Annotated in this window: 12 protein-coding genes and 1 pseudogene; 11 read left to right on the top strand and 2 right to left on the bottom strand. The window is 68.7% G+C overall.

All coding sequences use genetic code 11. From position 1 onward, the window contains the following. Positions 1 to 104 precede the first annotated feature (104 nt). Together ACZ68L_RS25045 and ACZ68L_RS25040 are read right to left on the bottom strand one after the other, a co-directional pair. Positions 105 to 1025: an aldo/keto reductase gene (locus ACZ68L_RS25045; RefSeq protein WP_469580400.1), complete on the bottom strand. Its 921-nt coding sequence runs from the start codon at positions 1023 to 1025 to the stop codon at positions 105 to 107. 42 nt (positions 1026 to 1067) lie between these two features. Next, entirely contained in the window at positions 1068 to 3683 is a 2616-nt protein-coding gene (locus ACZ68L_RS25040; protein WP_469580398.1) for a SpoIIE family protein phosphatase, read from the bottom strand. Between the two features lie 414 nt (positions 3684 to 4097). On the opposite strand from ACZ68L_RS25040, the gene ACZ68L_RS25035 reads away from it, so the two are divergent. The 11 genes and pseudogenes from ACZ68L_RS25035 to ACZ68L_RS24985 form a co-directional block, all read left to right on the top strand. Then, positions 4098 to 9524, top strand: coding sequence for a HAMP domain-containing protein (locus ACZ68L_RS25035; RefSeq protein WP_469580396.1), 5427 nt, complete (start codon positions 4098 to 4100; stop codon positions 9522 to 9524). Between the two features lie 244 nt (positions 9525 to 9768). Next, a complete protein-coding gene (locus ACZ68L_RS25030; protein WP_469580393.1) occupies positions 9769 to 10446 on the top strand; it encodes a response regulator in 678 nt (225 codons plus the stop codon). Positions 10447 to 10697: 251 nt separating this feature from the next. Beyond that, the gene (locus ACZ68L_RS25025) at positions 10698 to 13478 is read left to right on the top strand and encodes a DNA translocase FtsK (protein ID WP_469580390.1); all 2781 of its coding nucleotides are present in this window, start codon (positions 10698 to 10700) and stop codon (positions 13476 to 13478) included. Between the two features lie 204 nt (positions 13479 to 13682). Beyond that, positions 13683 to 14483, top strand: coding sequence for a helix-turn-helix domain-containing protein (locus ACZ68L_RS25020; RefSeq protein WP_469580387.1), 801 nt, complete (start codon positions 13683 to 13685; stop codon positions 14481 to 14483). A 144-nt stretch (positions 14484 to 14627) separates the two neighbouring features. Next, a complete protein-coding gene (gene rimO, locus ACZ68L_RS25015; protein ID WP_469580384.1) occupies positions 14628 to 16112 on the top strand; it encodes a 30S ribosomal protein S12 methylthiotransferase RimO in 1485 nt (494 codons plus the stop codon). Beyond that, on the top strand, positions 16109 to 16975 hold the full coding sequence (pgsA, locus tag ACZ68L_RS25010; protein ID WP_469580382.1) for a CDP-diacylglycerol--glycerol-3-phosphate 3-phosphatidyltransferase: 867 nt from the start codon (positions 16109 to 16111) through the stop codon (positions 16973 to 16975). Before rimO ends, pgsA begins: the two co-directional genes overlap by 4 nt. After that, the gene (locus ACZ68L_RS25005; protein ID WP_469580380.1) at positions 16972 to 17481 is read left to right on the top strand and encodes a CinA family protein; all 510 of its coding nucleotides are present in this window, start codon (positions 16972 to 16974) and stop codon (positions 17479 to 17481) included. Before pgsA ends, ACZ68L_RS25005 begins: the two co-directional genes overlap by 4 nt. Before the next feature lie 109 nt (positions 17482 to 17590). Next, a complete protein-coding gene (locus ACZ68L_RS25000; RefSeq protein WP_030927058.1) occupies positions 17591 to 17974 on the top strand; it encodes a helix-turn-helix domain-containing protein in 384 nt (127 codons plus the stop codon). Positions 17975 to 18280: 306 nt separating this feature from the next. Further along, on the top strand, positions 18281 to 18751 hold the full coding sequence (locus ACZ68L_RS24995; RefSeq protein ID WP_469580376.1) for a Dps family protein: 471 nt from the start codon (positions 18281 to 18283) through the stop codon (positions 18749 to 18751). A 114-nt stretch (positions 18752 to 18865) separates the two neighbouring features. Then, positions 18866 to 19072: a CsbD family protein gene (locus tag ACZ68L_RS24990; RefSeq protein WP_469580373.1), complete on the top strand. Its 207-nt coding sequence runs from the start codon at positions 18866 to 18868 to the stop codon at positions 19070 to 19072. Between the two features lie 509 nt (positions 19073 to 19581). Next, positions 19582 to 19782: pseudogene (locus tag ACZ68L_RS24985) on the top strand (hypothetical protein); the annotation flags it as partial. Positions 19783 to 19809 lie beyond the last annotated feature (27 nt).

Genomic DNA, 19809 nt, shown 5'->3' with positions numbered 1-19809 from the left:
CGGTTGAGATCAGCTGGATGAACCGCCGGATGCGTGACCCGCATGTCCGGTGGTGTGAGAGGAGGGACGGGCGACCCGTCCCTCCTACTCGATTCCGCGCGTCCTTACTCGTTGCCCGTGTGGTGCGAATCGAGGCGGGCCACCTCGTCCGCTGAGAGGCGCAAGGCACCTGCGGCCACGTTCTCCGCCAGGTGTTCCGGATTACCGGTGCCGGGGATGGCAAGGACGTGCGGTCCTTGATGCAGCGTCCAGGCCAGCCGCACCTGCGCCGCTGTCACACCGTGCGCGTGGGCGACGGCGAGCAGTTCGTCCGCGTCGGAGCTCTCGGAGCGCGTGGAATCTGCGCCTTGCTCGCGCCCCTGGCCGGCTATGGCGAAGAAGGGGACGAACGCGATGCCTTGCTCTCCACAGGCTCGCAGGACGTCATCCGTGCCCGCGCCGGGCGTATCGAGGCTGTAGCGGTTCTGTACACAGATCACCGGGGCGATGGCCTGGGCCTCGGCGAGATGGACGGTCTTGACCCCGGAGATGCCGAGGTGGCGTACGAGGCCTGCCTCGCGCAGCTCGGACAGCGCCCCGAAGTGTTCGGAGAGCGAGTCCTGGCCCATGAGGCGCAGATTCACCAGATCGAGGTGGTCGCGGCCCAGTTGGCGCAGATTCTCCTCGACCTGGCCGCGCAGCTCGTCCGGCCTCGCGGGGGCGATCCACGCGCCCGAGGCGTCCCGTCGGGGGCCGACCTTGGTGGCTATCAGCAGGTCCTCGGGATACGGGGCGAGCGCCCGGTTGATCAGCTCGTTGGCGGACCGCAGCGACGAGAAGTAGAACGCGGCGGTGTCGATGTGGTTCACACCGAGCTCGATCGCCCGCCGGAGCACACCGATCGACCGCTCACGGTTGCTCGGTGTGCCGAGGTCGAAGGCGGCGCTCCCGGTCAGGCGCATCGCACCGAAGCCGAGCCGATTGACTGTCAGGTCGCCGAGTTCCCACGTACCCGCGGCTGATGCGGTGATCGTCCTTGGATTCATAGGCCGCAGTTTCGCAGAGGCTCAGGCCCGGATGAGGTGCGGTCAGACGGTGGGCGGTTCGGGGACGCGCATGGCGAGGATGGCCATGTCGTCGGAGGCCGGTTCGGCGGCGAAGCGTTCGACCGCACGCAGGATGCGTGCTGCCACCGCGCCGGCCGTCAGACCGGTACATGTGGAGAGGACATCCGCCAGACCGTCGTCGCCGAGCATGCGGGTGCCCTCACGGCGTTCCGTGACGCCGTCGGTCACACACAGCAGGACGTCGCCCGGGTCGAGCGTGACCGTCTGCTCGTACAGTTCGAGGTCCTCGATGACGCCCAGCAGCGGTTGAGGTTCGGCCGCTGCCTCGACCGAGCCGTCCTGACGCAGGCGCAGCGGCAGGGGGTGGCCCGCGCAGACCACCTTCAGGAGCGCGCTCCCGTCCTCCTGGGGCCACAACTCCCCGTACAGGAGGGTCAGGAAGCGGCTGCGGGCTCCCTCGTCCAGGATGGCGGCGTTGAGACGCTCCAGGACCGCCGGGCCGCCGAAGCCCTCGCGGGCGAGAAGGCGCAGGGCGTGGCGGGCGAGGCCCGTGACGGCCGCGGCCTCCGGACCCGTACCGCAGACGTCGCCGATGGCGAAGCCGTAGGCGCCGTCGCGGATCGGGAAGACGTCGTAGAAGTCGCCGCCGACCTCGTTGCCCTCGCCCGCCGCGCGGTAGATGACCTCGATCTCGACATTGGGGACCTCGGGCAGCCCCGGCGGCAGCAGGCTGCGCTGGAGGGACTGGCTGATCGCCATGCGCTCCGAGTAGAGCCGGGCGTTGTCGAGTGCGAGGGCGGCACGGCGGGAAAGGTCCTCGGCCAGCTCCAGGATCTCCTGGCGGAAGTGGTCGTCGGAGGGCTTCCCGAGGGTGAGCATGCCGATGACGCGGTTTCGGGCGACGAGTGGCAGGACCACGGTCTCCCCGCCCACCGCGGCGGCGGTTGCGAGCGTCGTACGGACGCCGGAGCCGAGCCCGCCGGGCTCGCCGAGGCCGAGCGTACGCATGGAGGTGCGCAGGGCCGCCTGGTGGGCGGCCTCGGCCGGGGCCGCCCAGACACGGGCGCCGGGGGTCGGTACGGGGTCCGGGGGAGCGATCTTGGAGAGCAGGGCCTTCAGGCCGTCGATGCGCTCCTCGTCCTCGTGCAGGACGTAGGAGAGGTACGGCTCGGAGGATTGGTCGGCGATCGTGTAGACGGCGCACCAGGTGGCCAGGGTGGGGACCGTCATCTGGGCCATCAGGGCAAGGGTCTGGTCCCGGTCGAGGGTGCCGGCGAGCAGATCGGACGCCTCGACGAGGAAGGAGAGGGAACCGCGGCGCAGGCGTTCCAGTTCGCCCAGCCGGGCCGACTCGACGGCCAGCGCGATGCGGTCCGCGGCGAACTGGAGGCGCAGGGCCTCCTCGTTGGAGTAGCGGCCGGCCGCTTCCGCGGCGACCCCGAGCGAGCCCGTCAGACGTCCCTCGACCTTCAACGGGACAGTGACGACCGAGCGCATCCCCGTGCCCCCGAGCAGGGGGACGGCGCCGGGGACGTGGTCGAGGTCTTCGTGGACGGCGGGCATCCGTGCGGAGCCGTAACGTCCGGTACCGGCCTCCACCGGAACGCGGGCGAAACGCTGACGGGCGGAGGGCAGGCCGGTCGTGGCCCGTACCTCCAGCTCCGTCTCGTCGTCCGTCGCCAGCAGCAGGAAGGCCGAGTCGGCGTGGAGCATGTCGCGCGCCCGTTCGACCGTGCGCTGGAGCAGGCCGTCGAGGTCGTCGGGGGCGGGGGAGCCGATGAAGATCTCGAACGGGTCGGCCTTGCGGTTCTCGGTGTTCGCGTCGGACACCGGTGTGCGTGCCGGGGACTGGAGAACGGCGCGTTCGTAGTCGCGGACGAGCAGGCAGACCGTGGACGGTTCACCGTCGGTGTCGCGGACCCGGAGGTGTGACGCGTAGACGGGGATGGTGCGGCCGTCGGCGCCACGGATTCCGTAACTGCCCTCCCAGCGTGAGAGTTGCAGTGCTTCGACGATGCCCGTATTGGTGCCGGGTGTCTGCGGCCAGGCGGTGAAGTCGGTGAGCTGTTTCCCGGTGACCTGGTCCGCGGCGTATCCGAAGAGGAACGCGGCGTCCTCGTTCCAGGCGGCGATGGAGCCGGTGCTGTCGATCTGTACGACGGCCACCCGGACGCGCTCGTCGGCGACCGGGAGCAGGCCGACCGGGAGCAGGGGACCGGCGGAGCGGATGCCCACCGGGCGCTCGGGAAGATCGAGCTGGAACCAGACATGTTTGTGGGTGGGCGAATACTCGACGCCCCACCGGGAGGCGAGTGCCGCGCAGAGCAGCAGCCCGCGGCCGTTCTCACGGTCCGGGCTGCCGAAGTCCGGACCCGCGCTCTGGAGCGGGACCTCGCGCTCCGGATAGTGGTCGGAGACCTCGATGCGGACCCCGTCCTCCGTACGCATACACAGCACGTCCGCAGCGGTACCCGCGTGCACCACGGCGTTGGTCACGAGCTCGCTGGTGAGGACGACGGCGTCGTCGACGACATCCGTGTATCCCCATCCCTGGAGCGTGTCACGGACGAAGGCACGGGCGGTCGCGACAGAGCGCCCGACCGGGTCGAAGGTGGCGGCCGCGCGCGCGGTGATCACAGCACTCCCCATTTGGTGTCTCGTCGCTTCCCCGAGTCCTGTGCCCGTTTCTCGCCGCTTCGATTCGCCTGCCAGGCTAGACGCTCGGTCTCGGTGCCGGATACACGAGGGCCGACTTCGGGCAGGAACGATGAGGAACAGGCACGTGACCGGACAAGTGTGGGCTTCCCAACAGGGCGATGTGGGACAACCCTTGGAGGCTGCACCCCGATCGGGTGGGGCCTGGTACGTTTCAACGATTTGACGTCCGCATGGTCACCCGTCGACGGTGGGCTGTGGCGGTGAGCCAATGAGGAACTGGGCAAGCTCCCAGATAAGGCCCGAGCTATACGGTCAACCCCTGCGGGAGGGATCACGGTGGAGTCTGGCGTGGCGGCGCGGGGATCAGGCACGCGCACAAAAGGCGGACAGTCCGTGAAGAAGCAGCGCAATGGAAGCATCGAGGTCGACGCGGCGGCGCTCAACCGATTGCTGGCGGGCCTGGTGGCCATGCGCGACGGGAATTTTCGCAGGCGCCTGACCGTCTCGGGCGACGGCGTGATGACGGAGATCGCGGCAGTCTTCAACGAAGTCGCCGACCGCAATCTCCATCTCACCGGCGAGCTGGCTCGGGTGCGGCGGGTCGTCGGGCGTGAGGGGAAGCTCACGGAACGGCTGGAGACGGGCGCCTGCGAGGGTTCCTGGGCCGCCGCCATCGACGCCTCCAACGAACTGGTCGACGATCTGGCCCGTCCGGTCTCGGAGGTCGGCCGGGTGCTGTCGGCGGTGGCCGACGGTGATCTGGAACAGCGGATGGAGCTGCGGTCGCACACCTCCGACGAGACGGTGCGCCCGCTGCGCGGCGAGTTCCTGAAGGTTGCCCGTACGGTCAACAACCTGGTCGACCAGTTGTCCGCGTTCACCGAGCAGGTGACGCGGGTCGCGGTCGAGGTGGGTACTGAGGGCAAGCTGGGCGGACAGGCCCAGGTGCGCGGCATGTCCGGTTCGTGGAAGGACCTCACGGACTCCGTGAACACCATGGCGTACCGGCTGACCGCACAGGTGCGGGACATCGCCCTGGTGACGACGGCGGTCGCCAAGGGCGATCTGTCACGGAAGGTCACCGTGCATGTGGCCGGCGAGATGCTTCAGCTGAAGAACACCGTCAACACGATGGTCGACCAGCTGTCGTCGTTCTCCTCCGAGGTGACCCGGGTCGCCCGTGAGGTGGGTACGGAGGGCGAGCTGGGCGGGCAGGCGACCGTGCCCGGTGTGGCCGGGGTCTGGAAGGACCTGACCGACTCCGTCAACACGATGGCCGGGAACCTGACCTCCCAGGTGCGCGGGATCGCCGAGGTGACGACCGCCGTCGCCAACGGTGACCTGTCCCAGAAGGTCACTGTGAGCGCGCGCGGCGAGGTCGCCCAGCTCGCCGAGACGATCAACCAGATGACCGAGACGCTGCGCACCTTCGCCGACGAGGTGACGCGTGTGGCGAGCGAGGTCGGCGGCGAGGGTCTGCTCGGCGGTCAGGCCCAGGTGCCGGGTGCCGCGGGCACCTGGAAGGACCTCACCGATTCGGTGAACACGGTCTTCCGCAACCTGACGACACAGGTGCGCGACATCGCGCAGGTGACCACGGCAGTGGCCAGTGGTGACCTGTCGCAGAAGGTCACCGTGGACGTGGCCGGCGAGATGCTGGAGCTGAAGAACACCGTCAACACGATGGTGGACCAGCTTCAGTCGTTCGGATCCGAGGTGACGAGGGTCGCCCGGGAGGTCGGCGTCGAGGGCCGGCTGGGCGGTCAGGCCGAGGTGCCGGGTGCCGCGGGCACCTGGAAGGACCTCACCGATTCGGTGAACACCGCCTTCCGCAACCTGACCGGGCAGGTACGGGACATCGCGCAGGTGACCACGGCGGTCGCCAACGGTGATCTGTCGCAGAAGGTCACCGTGGACGTGGCCGGCGAGATGCTGGAGCTGAAGAACACCGTCAACACCATGGTGGCGCAGCTGTCCAACTTCGCCGACCAGGTGACGCGAATGGCACGCGACGTGGGCACCGAGGGCCGCCTCGGCGGCCAGGCACGGGTCGACGGTGTCTCCGGTACATGGAAGGAGCTCACCGACTCCGTCAACTTCATGGCGGGGAACCTGACCTCCCAGGTGCGCCAGATCGCGCAGGTGACCACGGCGGTGGCGCGGGGCGACCTGTCGCAGAAGATCGACGTGGACGCGCGCGGCGAGATCCTGGAGCTGAAGAACACCATCAATACGATGGTCGACCAGCTCTCCGCCTTTGCCGAGCAGGTGACGCGGGTGGCCCGCGAGGTGGGTACGGACGGGCGGCTCGGCGGCCAGGCACAGGTGCCCGGCGTCGCCGGTGTGTGGCGGGATCTGACGGACTCGGTGAACGGCATGGCCGGCAATCTCACCGATCAGGTCCGCAGCATCGCCCAGGTCGCCACGGCGGTGGCGCGGGGCGACCTGTCGCAGAAGATCGACGTGGACGCGCGCGGCGAGATCCTGGAGCTGAAGAACACCCTCAACACGATGGTGGACCAGCTCTCGAACTTCGCCGAGCAGGTGACGCGGGTCGCCCGTGAGGTGGGCACGGAAGGCATCCTCGGCGGCCAGGCCGAGGTGCAGGGTGTCTCCGGTACGTGGAAGGACCTCACCCAGTCCGTCAACGGCATGGCGAACAACCTGACCCTCCAGGTCCGCAACATCGCCGAGGTCACCACCGCGGTCGCCAAGGGCGATCTCTCCAAGAAGATCACGGTCGACGCCAAGGGCGAGATCCTCGAACTCGTCACGACGGTCAACACCATGGTCGACCAGCTGCTCAACTTCGCCGACGAGGTGACGCGGGTCGCCCGCGAAGTGGGTACCGAGGGCATCCTCGGCGGTCAGGCCAGGGTGCGCGGTGCGACGGGTATCTGGAAGGACCTCAGCGACAACGTCAACCTGATGGCCAACAACCTGACCAGTCAGGTCCGGAACATCTCCCGGGTCTCGTCCGCGGTCGCCACCGGCGACCTGACGAAGAAGGTCACCGTCGAGGCGCGCGGCGAGGTCGCGGAGCTCGCCGACACCGTCAACACAATGGTGACGACGCTGTCGTCGTTCGCCGACGAGGTGACGCGAGTCGCCCGTGAGGTGGGCACGGAGGGCGAGCTGGGCGGCCAGGCACGCGTTCCGGGTGTCTCCGGTACGTGGAAGGACCTCACCGAGTCCGTGAACTCGATGGCGTCCAATCTGACCGGTCAGGTGCGGCAGATCGCCACGGTCACCACGGCCATCGCCAAGGGCGACCTCACCAAGAAGATCGACATCGACGCGCGCGGTGAGATCCAGGAGCTGAAGAACACCATCAACACGATGGTCGATCAGCTGTCCTCGTTCGCCGAGCAGGTGACCCGGGTGGCCCGTGAGGTGGGCACGGAGGGGCAGTTGGGCGGTCAGGCCCGGGTCCGGGACGTCGACGGCACCTGGCGCGACCTTACCGAGTCGGTGAACGAGATGGCCGGGAACCTCACTCGTCAGGTGCGGGCCATCGCGGCCGTCGCCACCGCGGTGACCCGCGGCGATCTCAATCTCAAGATCGATGTGGACGCGTCCGGCGAGATCCAGGCACTGCAGGACAACATCAATACGATGATCGCCAACCTGCGCGACACCACGGCCACCAACAAGGAGCAGGACTGGCTCAAGGGCAACCTCGCCCGGATCTCCGGTCTGATGCAGGGGCGGCGCGATCTCGACGACGTGGCCTCGCTGATCATGAGCGAGCTGACTCCGGTCGTCTCCGCGCAGCACGGTGCGTTCTTCCTGGCCATGCCGACCGGTGACACCGACGCGGTGGGGCCGGACAGTGACAAGGACAGCTCGTACGAACTCCGGATGAGGGGCAGCTACGGATACTCGGCGGGATCGATGCCGACTTCGTTCCGGCCCGGTGAGACGCTCATCGGCACCGCGGCGGAGGAGAAACGGACGATTCAGGTGGACAACGTTCCGCCGGGATATCTGAAGATTTCCTCCGGGCTCGGCGAGGCGCCGCCCGCGCATGTGATCGTGCTGCCGGTGCTGTTCGAGGGGAAGGTTCTCGGGGTGATCGAGCTGGCCTCGTTCCAACCGTTCACCCATATCCAGCGGGACTTCCTCAACCAGCTCGCCGAGATGATCGCGACAAGCGTCAACACCATCAGCGTCAATACGAAGACCGAGAAGCTCCTTGAGCAGTCGCAGGAGCTGGCCGAGCAGTTGCGGGACCGTTCGAAGGAGCTGGAGATCCGGCAGCAGGCGCTTCAGGCCTCCAACGCCGAACTGGAGGAGAAGGCCGAGCTGCTGGCCCAGCAGAACCGCGACATCGAGGTAAAGAACACCGAGATCGAGGACGCCCGGCAGGTCCTGGAGGAGCGCGCCGAGCAGCTCGCGGTCTCGATGCGCTACAAGTCCGAGTTCCTGGCAAACATGTCGCACGAGTTGCGTACCCCGCTCAACTCGCTGCTCATTCTGGCCAAGTTGCTCGCGGACAACGCCGAGGGGAATCTCTCGCCGAAGCAGGTGGAGTTCGCCGAGACGATCCACGGGGCCGGTTCCGATCTGCTGCAGCTGATCAACGACATCCTCGATCTGACGAAGGTCGAGGCGGGCAAGATGGATGTCAGCCCGACCCGGATCGCGCTGGTCCAGTTGGTCGACTACGTGGAGGCGACCTTCCGGCCGCTCACCGCCGAGAAGGGACTCGATTTCTCCGTACGGGTGTCGCCTGAGCTGCCCGCGACGCTGCACACGGACGAGCAGAGGCTGCTCCAGGTGCTGCGCAATCTCCTTTCCAACGCGGTGAAGTTCACCGACAGCGGAGCGGTCGAGCTGGTGATCCGGCACGCCAGCACGGATGTGCCGAACGCCATCCGTGAGCAGCTCCTGGAGGCCGGATCGCTGCATGACGCCGATGCCGATCTGATCGCCTTCTCCGTCACCGACACCGGTATCGGGATCGCGTCCAGCAAGATGCTGGTGATCTTCGAGGCGTTCAAGCAGGCCGACGGGACGACCAGTCGCAAGTACGGCGGTACGGGGCTAGGCCTGTCCATCAGCCGGGAAATCGCCCGGCTGCTGGGCGGTGAGATCCACGCGGCGAGCGAGCCGGGCCGCGGCTCGACGTTCACGCTGTATCTGCCGCTGCACCCGAGCGAGCTGCCGCCGCAGGGCTATCCGCACATCGGCCCGGGGCCCGTCGAGGCACGCGGTGCGGCGGCCGAGGAAGGTCCGCTCATGGACGCCGGGCCGGGCGCCGGCCCGACGGCGGCCGTGCACGATTCGGCCGGAGCCGGCGGACCGGCGCGGAGTCGCAAGCCCCTGGGGAGCTCGGAGCGGCGGCTCGCGCTGCCGTCCCGCGCTGCCGCCCCGGCGGCTCCGCAGGAGCCGTGGACGCTCGGTGGGCAGGAGGAACCGGTGGTTCGCAGGAAGTTCCGGTTCCACGGCGAGAAGGTGCTGATCGTCGACGACGACATCCGCAACGTCTTCGCGCTCACCAGCGTGCTGGAGCAGCACGGTCTCGCGGTGCTGTACGCGGAGAACGGGCGGGTGGGCATCGAAGTCCTGGAACAGCACGACGATGTGACGGTCGTTCTGATGGACATCATGATGCCGGAGATGGACGGCTATGCCACGACGTCGGCGATCCGCAGGATGCCGCAGTTCGCGGGGCTGCCGATCGTCGCGCTGACGGCCAAGGCCATGAAGGGCGACCGGGAGAAGGCCATCGAATCCGGTGCTTCCGACTATGTCACCAAGCCTGTCGATCCTGATCATCTCCTTTCCGTAATGGAGCAATGGATGCGCGGAGAGTGATCATTTATTGAAGGAATCGCGATGAGTTGATGATTGGCTGTGCCCGCAGGAGTGTGAGAAGGCGTTGTACGGGGAACCTTCTGGTCCCCCACCGCGTTTCTTCTGTGTGCACAGTGACATCGCGGTGACAGGGTGTGTCGACGGGCGGGGTGCGGCTACCATGACCGGCACAAGGACGGACGGCGTAAGGGAGTCGTCCCCTGGGGCGGCGCCCGGTGCAATTCCGGGGCGAGGAGGACGGGCCATGGTGCAGAAGGCCAAGATCCTCCTGGTCGATGACCGGCCGGAGAATCTGCTGGCGCTGGAGGCCATCCTCTCTGCGCTCGATCAGACACTGGTACGGGCATCGTCAGGGGAGGAAGCGCTCAAAGCGCTGCTCACGGACGACTTCGCGGTCATTCTGCTGGACGTCCAGATGCCCGGTATGGACGGTTTCGAAACGGCCGCGCACATCAAGCGGCGGGAGCGGACCCGGGACATCCCGATCATCTTCCTCACCGCGATCAATCACGGTCCGCATCACACCTTCAGGGGTTACGCGGCGGGCGCGGTGGACTACATCTCGAAGCCGTTCGACCCGTGGGTGCTGCGGGCCAAGGTCTCGGTCTTCGTCGAGCTGTACACGAAGAACTGCAAGCTGCGCGAACAGGCGGCGTTGCTGCGGCTCCAGCTCGAAGGCGACACCAACGGCGACGCGGGCCACGAGAAGGAGCCTGCGGGGCTGCTGGCCGAACTCTCGGCGCGTCTCGCGGCCGTCGAGGAGCAGGCCGAAGCGCTGTCCAAGCAGCTCGACGACGAGTCGGCGGACGCCGCGGCCGTGGCCACCGCCGCCCACCTGGAACGGAAGCTGACCGGCCTGCGCCGGGCACTCGACGCGCTGGAACCCGGCACCGGAAGCGGCGCGAGCATCCTTCCCTCGTAACGCCGTACCGGCGGCGCGGATCAACGGCGGGAGCGGTCCGGCCGTGCGACCTGCGGTCGGCGAACGGCGGTTGTCCGGGGCTTCGGCCCAACTGCCCTGCCGTCCGGCCCGTTCGACAGCGGGGAACGGAAGGCCACCATCGGTGCGGGCGCGTGAGAACGCGTCAGTTTGCCGCCTCCGTACGACGACACGGTCGGGTGAAGCGGCAGGCACACGTGTTCACGGCCGTCGACACCGGTAACCTCGGCACCATGGCCTCACGTACGTCCGGCAAGGGTTCCCAGGGCACGGCGGGCACCGCGAAGCGCGTCGGCCGTACCGCGGGGCCGGCCAAGAAAGCCGCGCCCGCCAAGAAGACCGCTGCGAAGAAGACCGTGCCCGCGAAGAAGGTCCCCGCCAAGAAGGCGGCGGCCAAGAAGGCGGCCGCGCCCAAACCGGCACCCTCGCCCACCGGTGGTGTGTACCGGGTGGCGCGTGCCGTCTGGCTCGGCGCGGCCCACGCCATCGGTGCGATGCTCCGCGGCGTGGGGCGCGGTGCCAAGGGGCTCGATCCCGCACACCGCAAGGACGGCGTCGCCCTGCTGCTGCTCGGCCTCGCGCTGGTCGTCGCCGCGGGTACCTGGTCGAATCTGCGCGGCCCCGTCGGTGACCTCGTCGAGATGCTCGTCACCGGGGCCTTCGGGCGGCTCGATCTGCTGGTGCCGATACTGCTCGGCGCCATCGCCGTACGGCTGATCCTCTACCCGGAGAAGCCCGAGGCCAACGGCCGCATCGTCATCGGGCTCTCCGCCCTGGTCATCGGAGTGCTCGGGCAGGTACACATCGCGTGCGGATCGCCCGGCCGGGGCGACGGCACCACGGCGATGCAGGACGCGGGCGGGCTCATCGGCTGGGCGGCCTCCAAGCCGCTGATCTACACGATGGGCGAGGTCCTCGCCGTACCGCTGCTGTTGCTGCTCACCGTCTTCGGGCTGCTGGTCGTCACCGCCACCCCGGTGAACGCCATTCCGCAGCGGCTTCGGCTGCTCGGCACCAAGCTGGGCATCCTCGACCCGGTGCACGACCCCGAGGCTGACGAGGAGAGCGACGACGAGCGCTACGACGAGCAGTGGCGCGAGGCGCTTCCCGCCCGCTCCCGCCGCTCCTCCGCACGCCGCTCCGAAGTGCCCGCGGAGTACGACCCCGACCGTGCGGAGGCCGATGCTCTCTCCAAGCGCCCGAGGCCGCGCAGGCCTTCCGCGCAGCCCGTGATGAACCGCACCATGGACGCGGTGGATGTCGCCGCGGCCGCGGCCGCGGCGCTCGACGGGGCGGTGCTGAACGGCATGCCGCCCTCGCCGGTCGTCGCCGATCTCACCCAGGGCGTCTCCGTCGAGCGTGCACGCCCGGGTACGCCGGTGCCGGGCGCCAGGGAGGGCGAACCCGCCACCGGGGGAGGCAAGCCGGAGAAGGGGGCGGTGCCCTCGGGCGGCGTACCCGATTTGACGAAGCCCGCGCCCGACCGGTCGCAGTCCCAGCCGCTGCCGGCCCGTGCCGAACAACTGCAGCTCTCGGGCGACATCACCTACTCGCTGCCCTCGCTCGACCTGCTGGAGCGCGGTGGCCCCGGCAAGACCCGCAGCGCCGCCAACGACGCGATCGTCGCGTCCCTGACGAACGTCTTCACCGAGTTCAAGGTCGACGCCGCCGTCACCGGCTTCACCCGCGGACCGACGGTCACCCGCTACGAGGTGGAGCTCGGTCCCGCGGTGAAGGTCGAGCGGATCACCGCGCTCGCCAAGAACATCGCGTACGCCGTCGCCAGTCCCGACGTCCGGATCATCTCCCCGATCCCGGGCAAGTCGGCGGTCGGCATCGAGATCCCCAACACCGACCGGGAGATGGTCAACCTCGGCGATGTGCTGCGCCTCGCGGACGCCGCCGAGGACGACCACCCGATGCTGGTCGCGCTCGGCAAGGACGTCGAGGGCGGCTATGTGATGGCCAACCTGGCGAAGATGCCGCACGTCCTGGTGGCCGGCGCGACGGGTTCCGGCAAGTCGTCCTGCATCAACTGCCTGATCACCTCGGTCATGGTGCGGGCGACGCCGGACGACGTCCGCATGGTGCTGGTCGACCCCAAGCGGGTCGAGCTGACCGCGTACGAGGGCATCCCGCACCTGATCACACCGATCATCACCAACCCCAAGCGCGCCGCCGAGGCCCTCCAGTGGGTCGTACGGGAGATGGACCTCCGGTACGACGACCTCGCCGCGTTCGGATACCGGCACATCGACGACTTCAACCAGGCCGTCCGCAACGGCAAGGCCAAGCCACCGGAGGGCAGCGAGCGCGAGCTCTCGCCGTACCCGTACCTGCTGGTGATCGTCGACGAGCTGGCCGACCTGATGATGGTCGCTCCGCGTGATGTGGAGGACGCCATCGTCCGTATCACCCAACTGGCCCGCGCCGCCGGTATCCACCTGGTGCTTGCGACCCAGCGGCCCTCGGTCGACGTCGTCACCGGTCTGATCAAGGCGAACGTGCCCTCACGGCTCGCCTTCGCGACCTCCTCGCTGGCCGACAGCCGCGTCATCCTCGACCAGCCCGGCGCCGAGAAGCTGATCGGGAAGGGAGACGGACTGTTCCTGCCGATGGGGGCCAACAAGCCCACCCGTATGCAGGGTGCCTTCGTCACCGAGGACGAGGTCGCGGCCATCGTCCAGCACTGCAAGGATCAGATGGCGCCGGTCTTCCGCGAGGACGTGGTGGTCGGCGGCGCCAAGAAGAAGGAGATCGACGAGGACATCGGCGACGACCTGGATCTGCTGTGCCAGGCCGCCGAACTGGTGGTCTCCACCCAGTTCGGTTCCACCTCGATGCTTCAGCGCAAGCTGCGGGTCGGCTTCGCCAAGGCCGGCCGGCTGATGGACCTGATGGAGTCGCGGAACATCGTCGGTCCGAGCGAGGGATCCAAGGCACGCGACGTCCTGGTGAAACCGGACGAGCTGGACGGGGTGTTGGCACTGATCCGCGGGGAATCCGCTTCGTAGGTGAAGTGCGGGCAACCCTTTCGCCGGGTCGTACGTCAAGTTGGAGGGAGGGACGGCAGGATTGTCCTTCTCGGGGTGGCCCGGTGAATCCGACGGCGTTCGAGTCTGATGGCGTACAAAGTCCTTCCTCCCGGTTGCCCCACCCTTTCGTACCCCCCCTAGACTGAACATCCAGCAGGTGGCTCACGCTCGAAAGGCGCCCCCGTGTCCATCGGCAACTCCCCTGAAGACGACCGGCCTTCGATCGGTCGAGTGCTCCAGCAGGCTCGTATCGCCGCAGGTCTCACAGTCGAAGAAATCAGTTCGTCCACCCGGGTGCGCATCCCCATCGTGCACGCGATCGAAGAGGACGACTTCTCCCGCTGCGGCGGCGACGTGTATGCGCGCGGCCACATCCGTACCTTGGCGCGTGCCGTCGGCATCGATCCGGAACCGCTGGTTTCGCAGTACGACGCCGAGCACGGCGGCCGTCCCGCACCCACCCCCGCGGCGCCGCTGTTCGAGGCCGAGAGAATCCGTTCCGAACCCCGGCGGCCCAACTGGACCGCGGCCATGGTCGCGGCGATCGTCGCCGTCGTCGGGTTCGTCGGTTTCACCTTCCTGAAGGGCGGCGGCGACACCCCCAAGACCACTCAGGTCGCGGAGGGCTCGACGCCCAACACGAAGAGCCCCGCGCCGAAGACCAGCAAGCCCGTCGACCCCAAGCCGGCGCCTTCCGACAGTGCCATCGCCGCGGCACCCCGGGACAAGGTGACGGTGAAGCTCAGCGCCAGCCAGGGCAAGAGCTGGATCTCCGCCAAGGACCACAACGGCCGACTGCTCTTCGACGGCCTGCTCCTCCAGGGCCAGTCCAAGACCTTCCAGGACCAGGAGCGGGTCGACCTCGTCCTCGGTGACGCCGGGTCCATCGAGCTCTTTGTGAACGGCAAGAAGGTCGAGGACAAGTTCCAGCCCGGCCAGGTCGAGCGACTTTCGTACACGAAGGGCGACCCGGCGGTCGGCTGACCGGTACACGGGAGGTTCCGAAGCGGGACCGGCCACAGGGCGGGTGCCCGGCAGGACTGCCGGGCACCCGCCCTCTTGTTACTCGGTGTAACGGGGGAACCCTGCACGGCAGGGCGAGTGCCGGGACAAAGTAGTCTTGAGCCCATGCCCGAACGCCGTACCGTCGCCCTTGTCACTCTTGGCTGCGCCCGTAACGAGGTGGACTCGGAGGAGCTCGCAGGCCGCTTGGCAGCGGACGGCTGGGAGCTCGTCGAGGACGCCTCCGACGCGGATGTCGCCGTCGTCAACACCTGTGGATTCGTCGAGGCCGCCAAGAAGGACTCCGTCGACGCCCTCCTCGAAGCCAATGATCTGAAGGACCACGGCAGGACCCAGGCCGTGGTCGCCGTCGGCTGCATGGCCGAGCGCTACGGCAAGGACCTCGCCGAGGCCCTGCCCGAAGCGGACGGCGTCCTCGGATTCGACGACTACGCCGACATCTCCGACCGCCTCCAGACCATCCTCAACGGCGGCATCCACGCCTCGCACACCCCGCGCGACCGCAGAAAGCTCCTGCCGATCAGCCCGGCCGAGCGGCAGGATGCCGCAGTGGCCCTGCCGGGGCACGCGCAGGAAGCCGCACCGGCCCCCGCACCCGCCGACCTCCCCGAGGGCGTCGCACCGGTCTCCGGACCGCGGGCGCCGCTGCGCCGGCGGCTGGGCACCAGCCCCGTGGCCTCGGTGAAGCTCGCCTCGGGCTGCGACCGCCGCTGCTCCTTCTGCGCCATCCCGTCCTTCCGGGGCTCCTTCATCTCGCGGCGCCCCTCGGACGTGCTGGGGGAGACCCGCTGGCTGGCCGAGCAGGGCGTGAAGGAGGTCATGCTGGTCTCCGAGAACAACACCTCGTACGGCAAGGACCTCGGCGACATCCGGCTGCTGGAGACGCTGCTGCCGGAGCTCGCCGACGTCGAGGGGATCGAGCGGATCCGGGTCAGCTACCTGCAGCCCGCGGAGATGCGGCCGGGCCTCATCGACGTACTGACCTCGACCCCGAAGGTGGCGCCGTACTTCGACCTGTCCTTCCAGCACTCGGCTCCCACCGTGCTGCGGGCCATGCGGCGCTTCGGTGACACCGACCGTTTCCTGGAGCTCCTGGACACCATCCGCGGCAAGGCGCCGCAGGCCGGTGCGCGCTCCAACTTCATCGTGGGCTTCCCCGGCGAGACCGAGGACGACCTGGCGGAGCTTGAACGCTTCCTCACCGGTGCCCGACTCGACGCCATCGGCGTCTTCGGCTACTCCGACGAGGAGGGCACCGAGGCGGTCGGTTACGAGAACAAGCTGGACGCCGACGTCATCGCGGAGCGGCTCGCGCATATTTCGCAGCTGGCCGAGGAGCTGACGTCGCAGCGTGCGGAGGAGCGCCTCGGGGAGACACTGCAGGTGCTGGTTGAGTCCGTCGACCCCACCGAGGACGAGCCGCGCGCGGTGGGGCGTGCGGCGCACCAGGCCCCCGAAACGGACGGCCAGGTCCTCTTCACCGCACGCGAGGGCCTCGCGCCCGGCCGTATGGTCGAGGCAAAGGTGGTCGGCACCGAGGGAGTGGACCTGGTGGCCGAGTGTTCCGAGCTCGGGGAGGCGGCCAGATGACGGGAGTCCCGGCATCCGCGGCAGGCGGCTCCGGCGCGAAGCCGGTCCGTGGCGGCAAGCTGGGCACCGCGGCCGTCAACCAAGCGAGCCTGTGGAACATCGCCAATCTGCTCACCATGCTGCGTCTGGTGCTGGTGCCCGGCTTCGTGATGCTGCTGCTGCACAACGGCGGCTACGACCCGGTCTGGCGGTCGTTCGCGTGGGCGGCGTTCGCCGTCGCCATGATCACCGACCTGTTCGACGGTCATCTCGCGCGCACGTACAACCTGGTCACCGACTTCGGAAAGATCGCCGACCCGATCGCGGACAAGGCGATCATGGGCGCGGCGCTGATCTGTCTGTCGTACCTCGGCGATCTGCCCTGGTGGGTCACGGGTGTGATCCTCTTCCGCGAGATCGGCATCACGCTGATGCGGTTCTGGGTGATACGGCATGCGGTCATTCCAGCCAGTCGTGGCGGAAAGATGAAGACTCTGGCGCAGGGGACGGCTGTCGGGATGTACGTCCTCGCGCTGACCGGTCCACTTGCCACCCTTCGCTTCTGGGTGATGGCGGTGGCCGTCGTGCTGACGGTCGTCACCGGGCTCGACTATGTGCGCCAGGCCGTCGTACTGCGGCGCAAGGGGCTCGCGGCCGAGAAGGCCGCTGGAGCGAAGGCTGCTTCTGGGGCTTCCGGGGCTTCTGGGTCTACTGCGGTGACTGCGGGTTCTGTGGGGACCGTGGGCTCTGGGGCGTCCGAGGGAGCTGTCGGTTCCGGGGGAGCCGGGGCGTCCGCAGGGTCTGAGGCGTCCGGGGCCGCTGAGGGGGCCGGGCCGGCCTCCGGGGGCCCCGGAGGCCGTGGTTCGGCGGAGGCCGAGCGGTGACTGCCGCGGCCCGGGTGCTGGAGCTGCTGGTGGACCGCGGTGAGACCCTTGCCGTCGCCGAATCGCTGACCGGCGGTCTGGTCGCGGCGGAGCTGACGTCCGTACCGGGTGCCTCGAACTCCTTCCGCGGGTCCGTGACGGCGTACGCAACGCCCCTGAAGAGGGAATTGCTGGGTGTGGACGGTGGCCTCCTGGCGGAACGGGGCGCAGTCGACCCGGAGGTGGCGCGACAGATGGCGGCAGGCGTGCGCCGGGTTCTCGGTACAGACTGGGGAATAGCCACCACCGGGGTCGCGGGTCCCGAGCCGCAGGACGGCAAGCCCGTCGGCACGGTCTATGTTGCGGTGGCCGGGCCGGACGGCGCGGAGAATATGGCCGCGTTGCGATTGAACGGCGGGCGTGCGGACATCCGTAGAGAGAGCGTACGGGGCGTGCTCGCATTGCTCTCCGCCGAACTCGGCAAGAATGCAAGCGCACAGAATACGGAACAGAACGGGGGGAATTGATGTTTGCAGCCCTGAGTGAACACGACATCGCTCCCCGCACGGCCGCGGCGCAAGGCGGTACGGTGGGGCGTGAAGGATGCGGCTACGCGGTCCGAGGAGGGAGCCACCGATGATTCTGCTCCGTCGCCTGCTTGGTGACGTGCTGCGTCGGCAGCGCCAGCGCCAAGGCCGTACTCTGCGCGAAGTCTCCTCGTCCGCCCGAGTCTCGCTCGGCTATCTCTCCGAGGTGGAGCGGGGGCAGAAGGAGGCATCCTCCGAACTGCTCTCCGCTATTTGCGACGCGCTTGACGTACGGATGTCCGAGCTCATGCGTGAAGTGAGCGATGAGCTGTCGCTGGCCGAACTGGCCGAGTCGGCAGCAGCCGGCGATCCGGTGCCTGTGCCGGTACGTCCCATGCTCAATTCCGTCTCCGTGACGTCGGTCGCAGGTGTGCCGACGGGACGGGTGACCATCAAGGCGCCCGCGGAAGCGGTGGATGTCGTCGCCGCCTGACCCGCGTGGTTCGGTGTGAATCGGAGCCCCGGTCGGCCCCTGTGGGGTCGGCCGGGGCTCACGCGTGTCCGGGCGGTCCCGGGCCTGCACAGGCCACGGTCGATGGCTTCGGCGGATCGCGCGATTCTGCACAGGTGGCGGACGGGTAGCGGACGGTGGAGCGTGTCAGGGCATCGCCGGCGGGCAGGCGCGGAGTGCGGCCGGGGAACGACCTCGCACAACAATTGTTCCCCGAATGACTGTTTTGGTTCGTTTGTGTCATCGTGAGTGGTGTCGAACAGAAGAGCTATCAGATCGGAGACGTGCATGTCTGTGGTGAAGAGCCCGCTGTCCGAGGCCGACCTGAAGGTCGTGGGAGTCGCGCTTCAGGGCGCCCTGGTCGACCTGCTCGACCTCTCGCTGGTGGCCAAGCAGGTTCACTGGAATGTGGTCGGGCCGCGCTTCCGGTCCGTGCACCTCCAGCTCGATGAGGTTGTCGACACCGCCCGCCAGCACTCCGACACGGTCGCGGAGCGGGCCTCCGCACTCGGCGTCAATCCGGACGGGCGCTCGGGGACGATCGCGAAGACCACGGCCATCGAATCCGTGCCCGAGGGCTGGGTCAAGGACGTGGACGCGGTGAAGGCCTTGGTAAGTGCCCTCGCAGTGGTGATCGGCCGCATGCGGGGGCGGATCGAGGAGACCGGTGACCCCGATCCGGTCAGCCAGGACATCCTCATCGCGCTGACCGCCGACCTCGAAAAGCACGCCTGGATGTTCCAGGCGGAGAGCGCCTGACCCGTTCGGGTGGCAGGTGTTTTCCCTCCGTCGCTGTCAGGCAATGACATCCGATCTGCCCTGAACGGGGCAGAGTGACGGATCGCCCCGCCTCGCCCTACCCGAAGAGTCGCAATGGTTGACGAAGGCGCCAAGGACAAGATCAAGGGCAAGGCCGAGGAAGCCATGGGCAAGATGGCCGGCGACCGACGCAGGGAGGCCGAAGGCAAGGCGGACCAGGCCGAGGGGGCAGGCCAAGGGCGCCGCGAGCGGGGTGCGGGAACGGGCGGGATGGCGTCAAGGACTCCCTCCGCCGTGACGAGCACTGAGCACGCTTGCTGAGCCCCGTCCAAGACGGTGGGGCTCGGCGCTGCCGCAGCGTCGTTCCGTTCTGGATGCGATACGGGCACTGCCGGGCGAGACTGCGGAGAGAAGGGCGTCGATCGGCCAGATCGCCAGGGGTCGTGCATCGGGTCCTCTGCCGGAGGGCTCCGGCAGGGGCAGGATGGCGCTCCGGCACGGCACGCTCGGGGAGTTCCAGGCGAGAGCGCACAACGGGTATACGGCTGCGTACTGCGCGCCGGTGGTGCACCGATGCGCCCTCCCGCCGCGCGAGCGGGCCGGACTAGGGTCCTTCGTTTGGATCAGGCCGGATCAGCGAGCGGGGTCCGCTGTCGTGGAACGCGCGGCGGAGGAGGGAGTCGGATGGGGTCTCCCCTGCTCGAACGGAGCTGAGAGCTTGGGGAAGGAGCCATGGCGACCGACGACAACGTGGCGAGGCGCGGTGCCGGGGCACTTGGGCCCGGCATGATCCAAACGAGAGGCCCTGGGTTCGGCCGGAGGAGGCAGCCATGGTACGGCGATGGGTGCCGGCGCTCGTTCTCGGCGGGGCGTGGTGGTGGGCCGTGCTGCGGCTCGTGCTGGAACCGGCCCACGCGGGGCTTGTCGAGGGCGCGGTGGCGGCGGGCGGTTGGGGGCTGAGCCTGCTGCCCGTGCATGCGGCCGCGACCGCCGGGGCCGCGGGGGCCGGCGGGGCGGATGCGGACACGGGGCGGTGGTCCGGTATCCCGGTACGGTGC

This window comes from Streptomyces sp. NPDC104309, assembly GCF_055584025.1.
Note: the sequence above shows the minus strand (reverse complement) of the source record. Positions and strands in the feature narration are given on the sequence as shown.

What these genes read in the sequence shown, in the direction of transcription:
- ACZ68L_RS25045 (WP_469580400.1), bottom strand. Translation starts at nt 1,025, where the DNA reads ATGAATCCAAGGACGATCACCGCATCAGCCGCGGGTACGTGGGAACTC.
- ACZ68L_RS25030 (WP_469580393.1), top strand. Translation starts at nt 9,769, where the DNA reads ATGGTGCAGAAGGCCAAGATCCTCCTGGTCGATGACCGGCCGGAGAAT.
- ACZ68L_RS25025 (WP_469580390.1), top strand. Translation starts at nt 10,698, where the DNA reads ATGGCCTCACGTACGTCCGGCAAGGGTTCCCAGGGCACGGCGGGCACC.
- rimO (WP_469580384.1), top strand. Translation starts at nt 14,628, where the DNA reads ATGCCCGAACGCCGTACCGTCGCCCTTGTCACTCTTGGCTGCGCCCGT.
- pgsA (WP_469580382.1), top strand. Translation starts at nt 16,109, where the DNA reads ATGACGGGAGTCCCGGCATCCGCGGCAGGCGGCTCCGGCGCGAAGCCG.
- ACZ68L_RS25000 (WP_030927058.1), top strand. Translation starts at nt 17,591, where the DNA reads ATGATTCTGCTCCGTCGCCTGCTTGGTGACGTGCTGCGTCGGCAGCGC.
- ACZ68L_RS24995 (WP_469580376.1), top strand. Translation starts at nt 18,281, where the DNA reads ATGTCTGTGGTGAAGAGCCCGCTGTCCGAGGCCGACCTGAAGGTCGTG.
- ACZ68L_RS24990 (WP_469580373.1), top strand. Translation starts at nt 18,866, where the DNA reads ATGGTTGACGAAGGCGCCAAGGACAAGATCAAGGGCAAGGCCGAGGAA.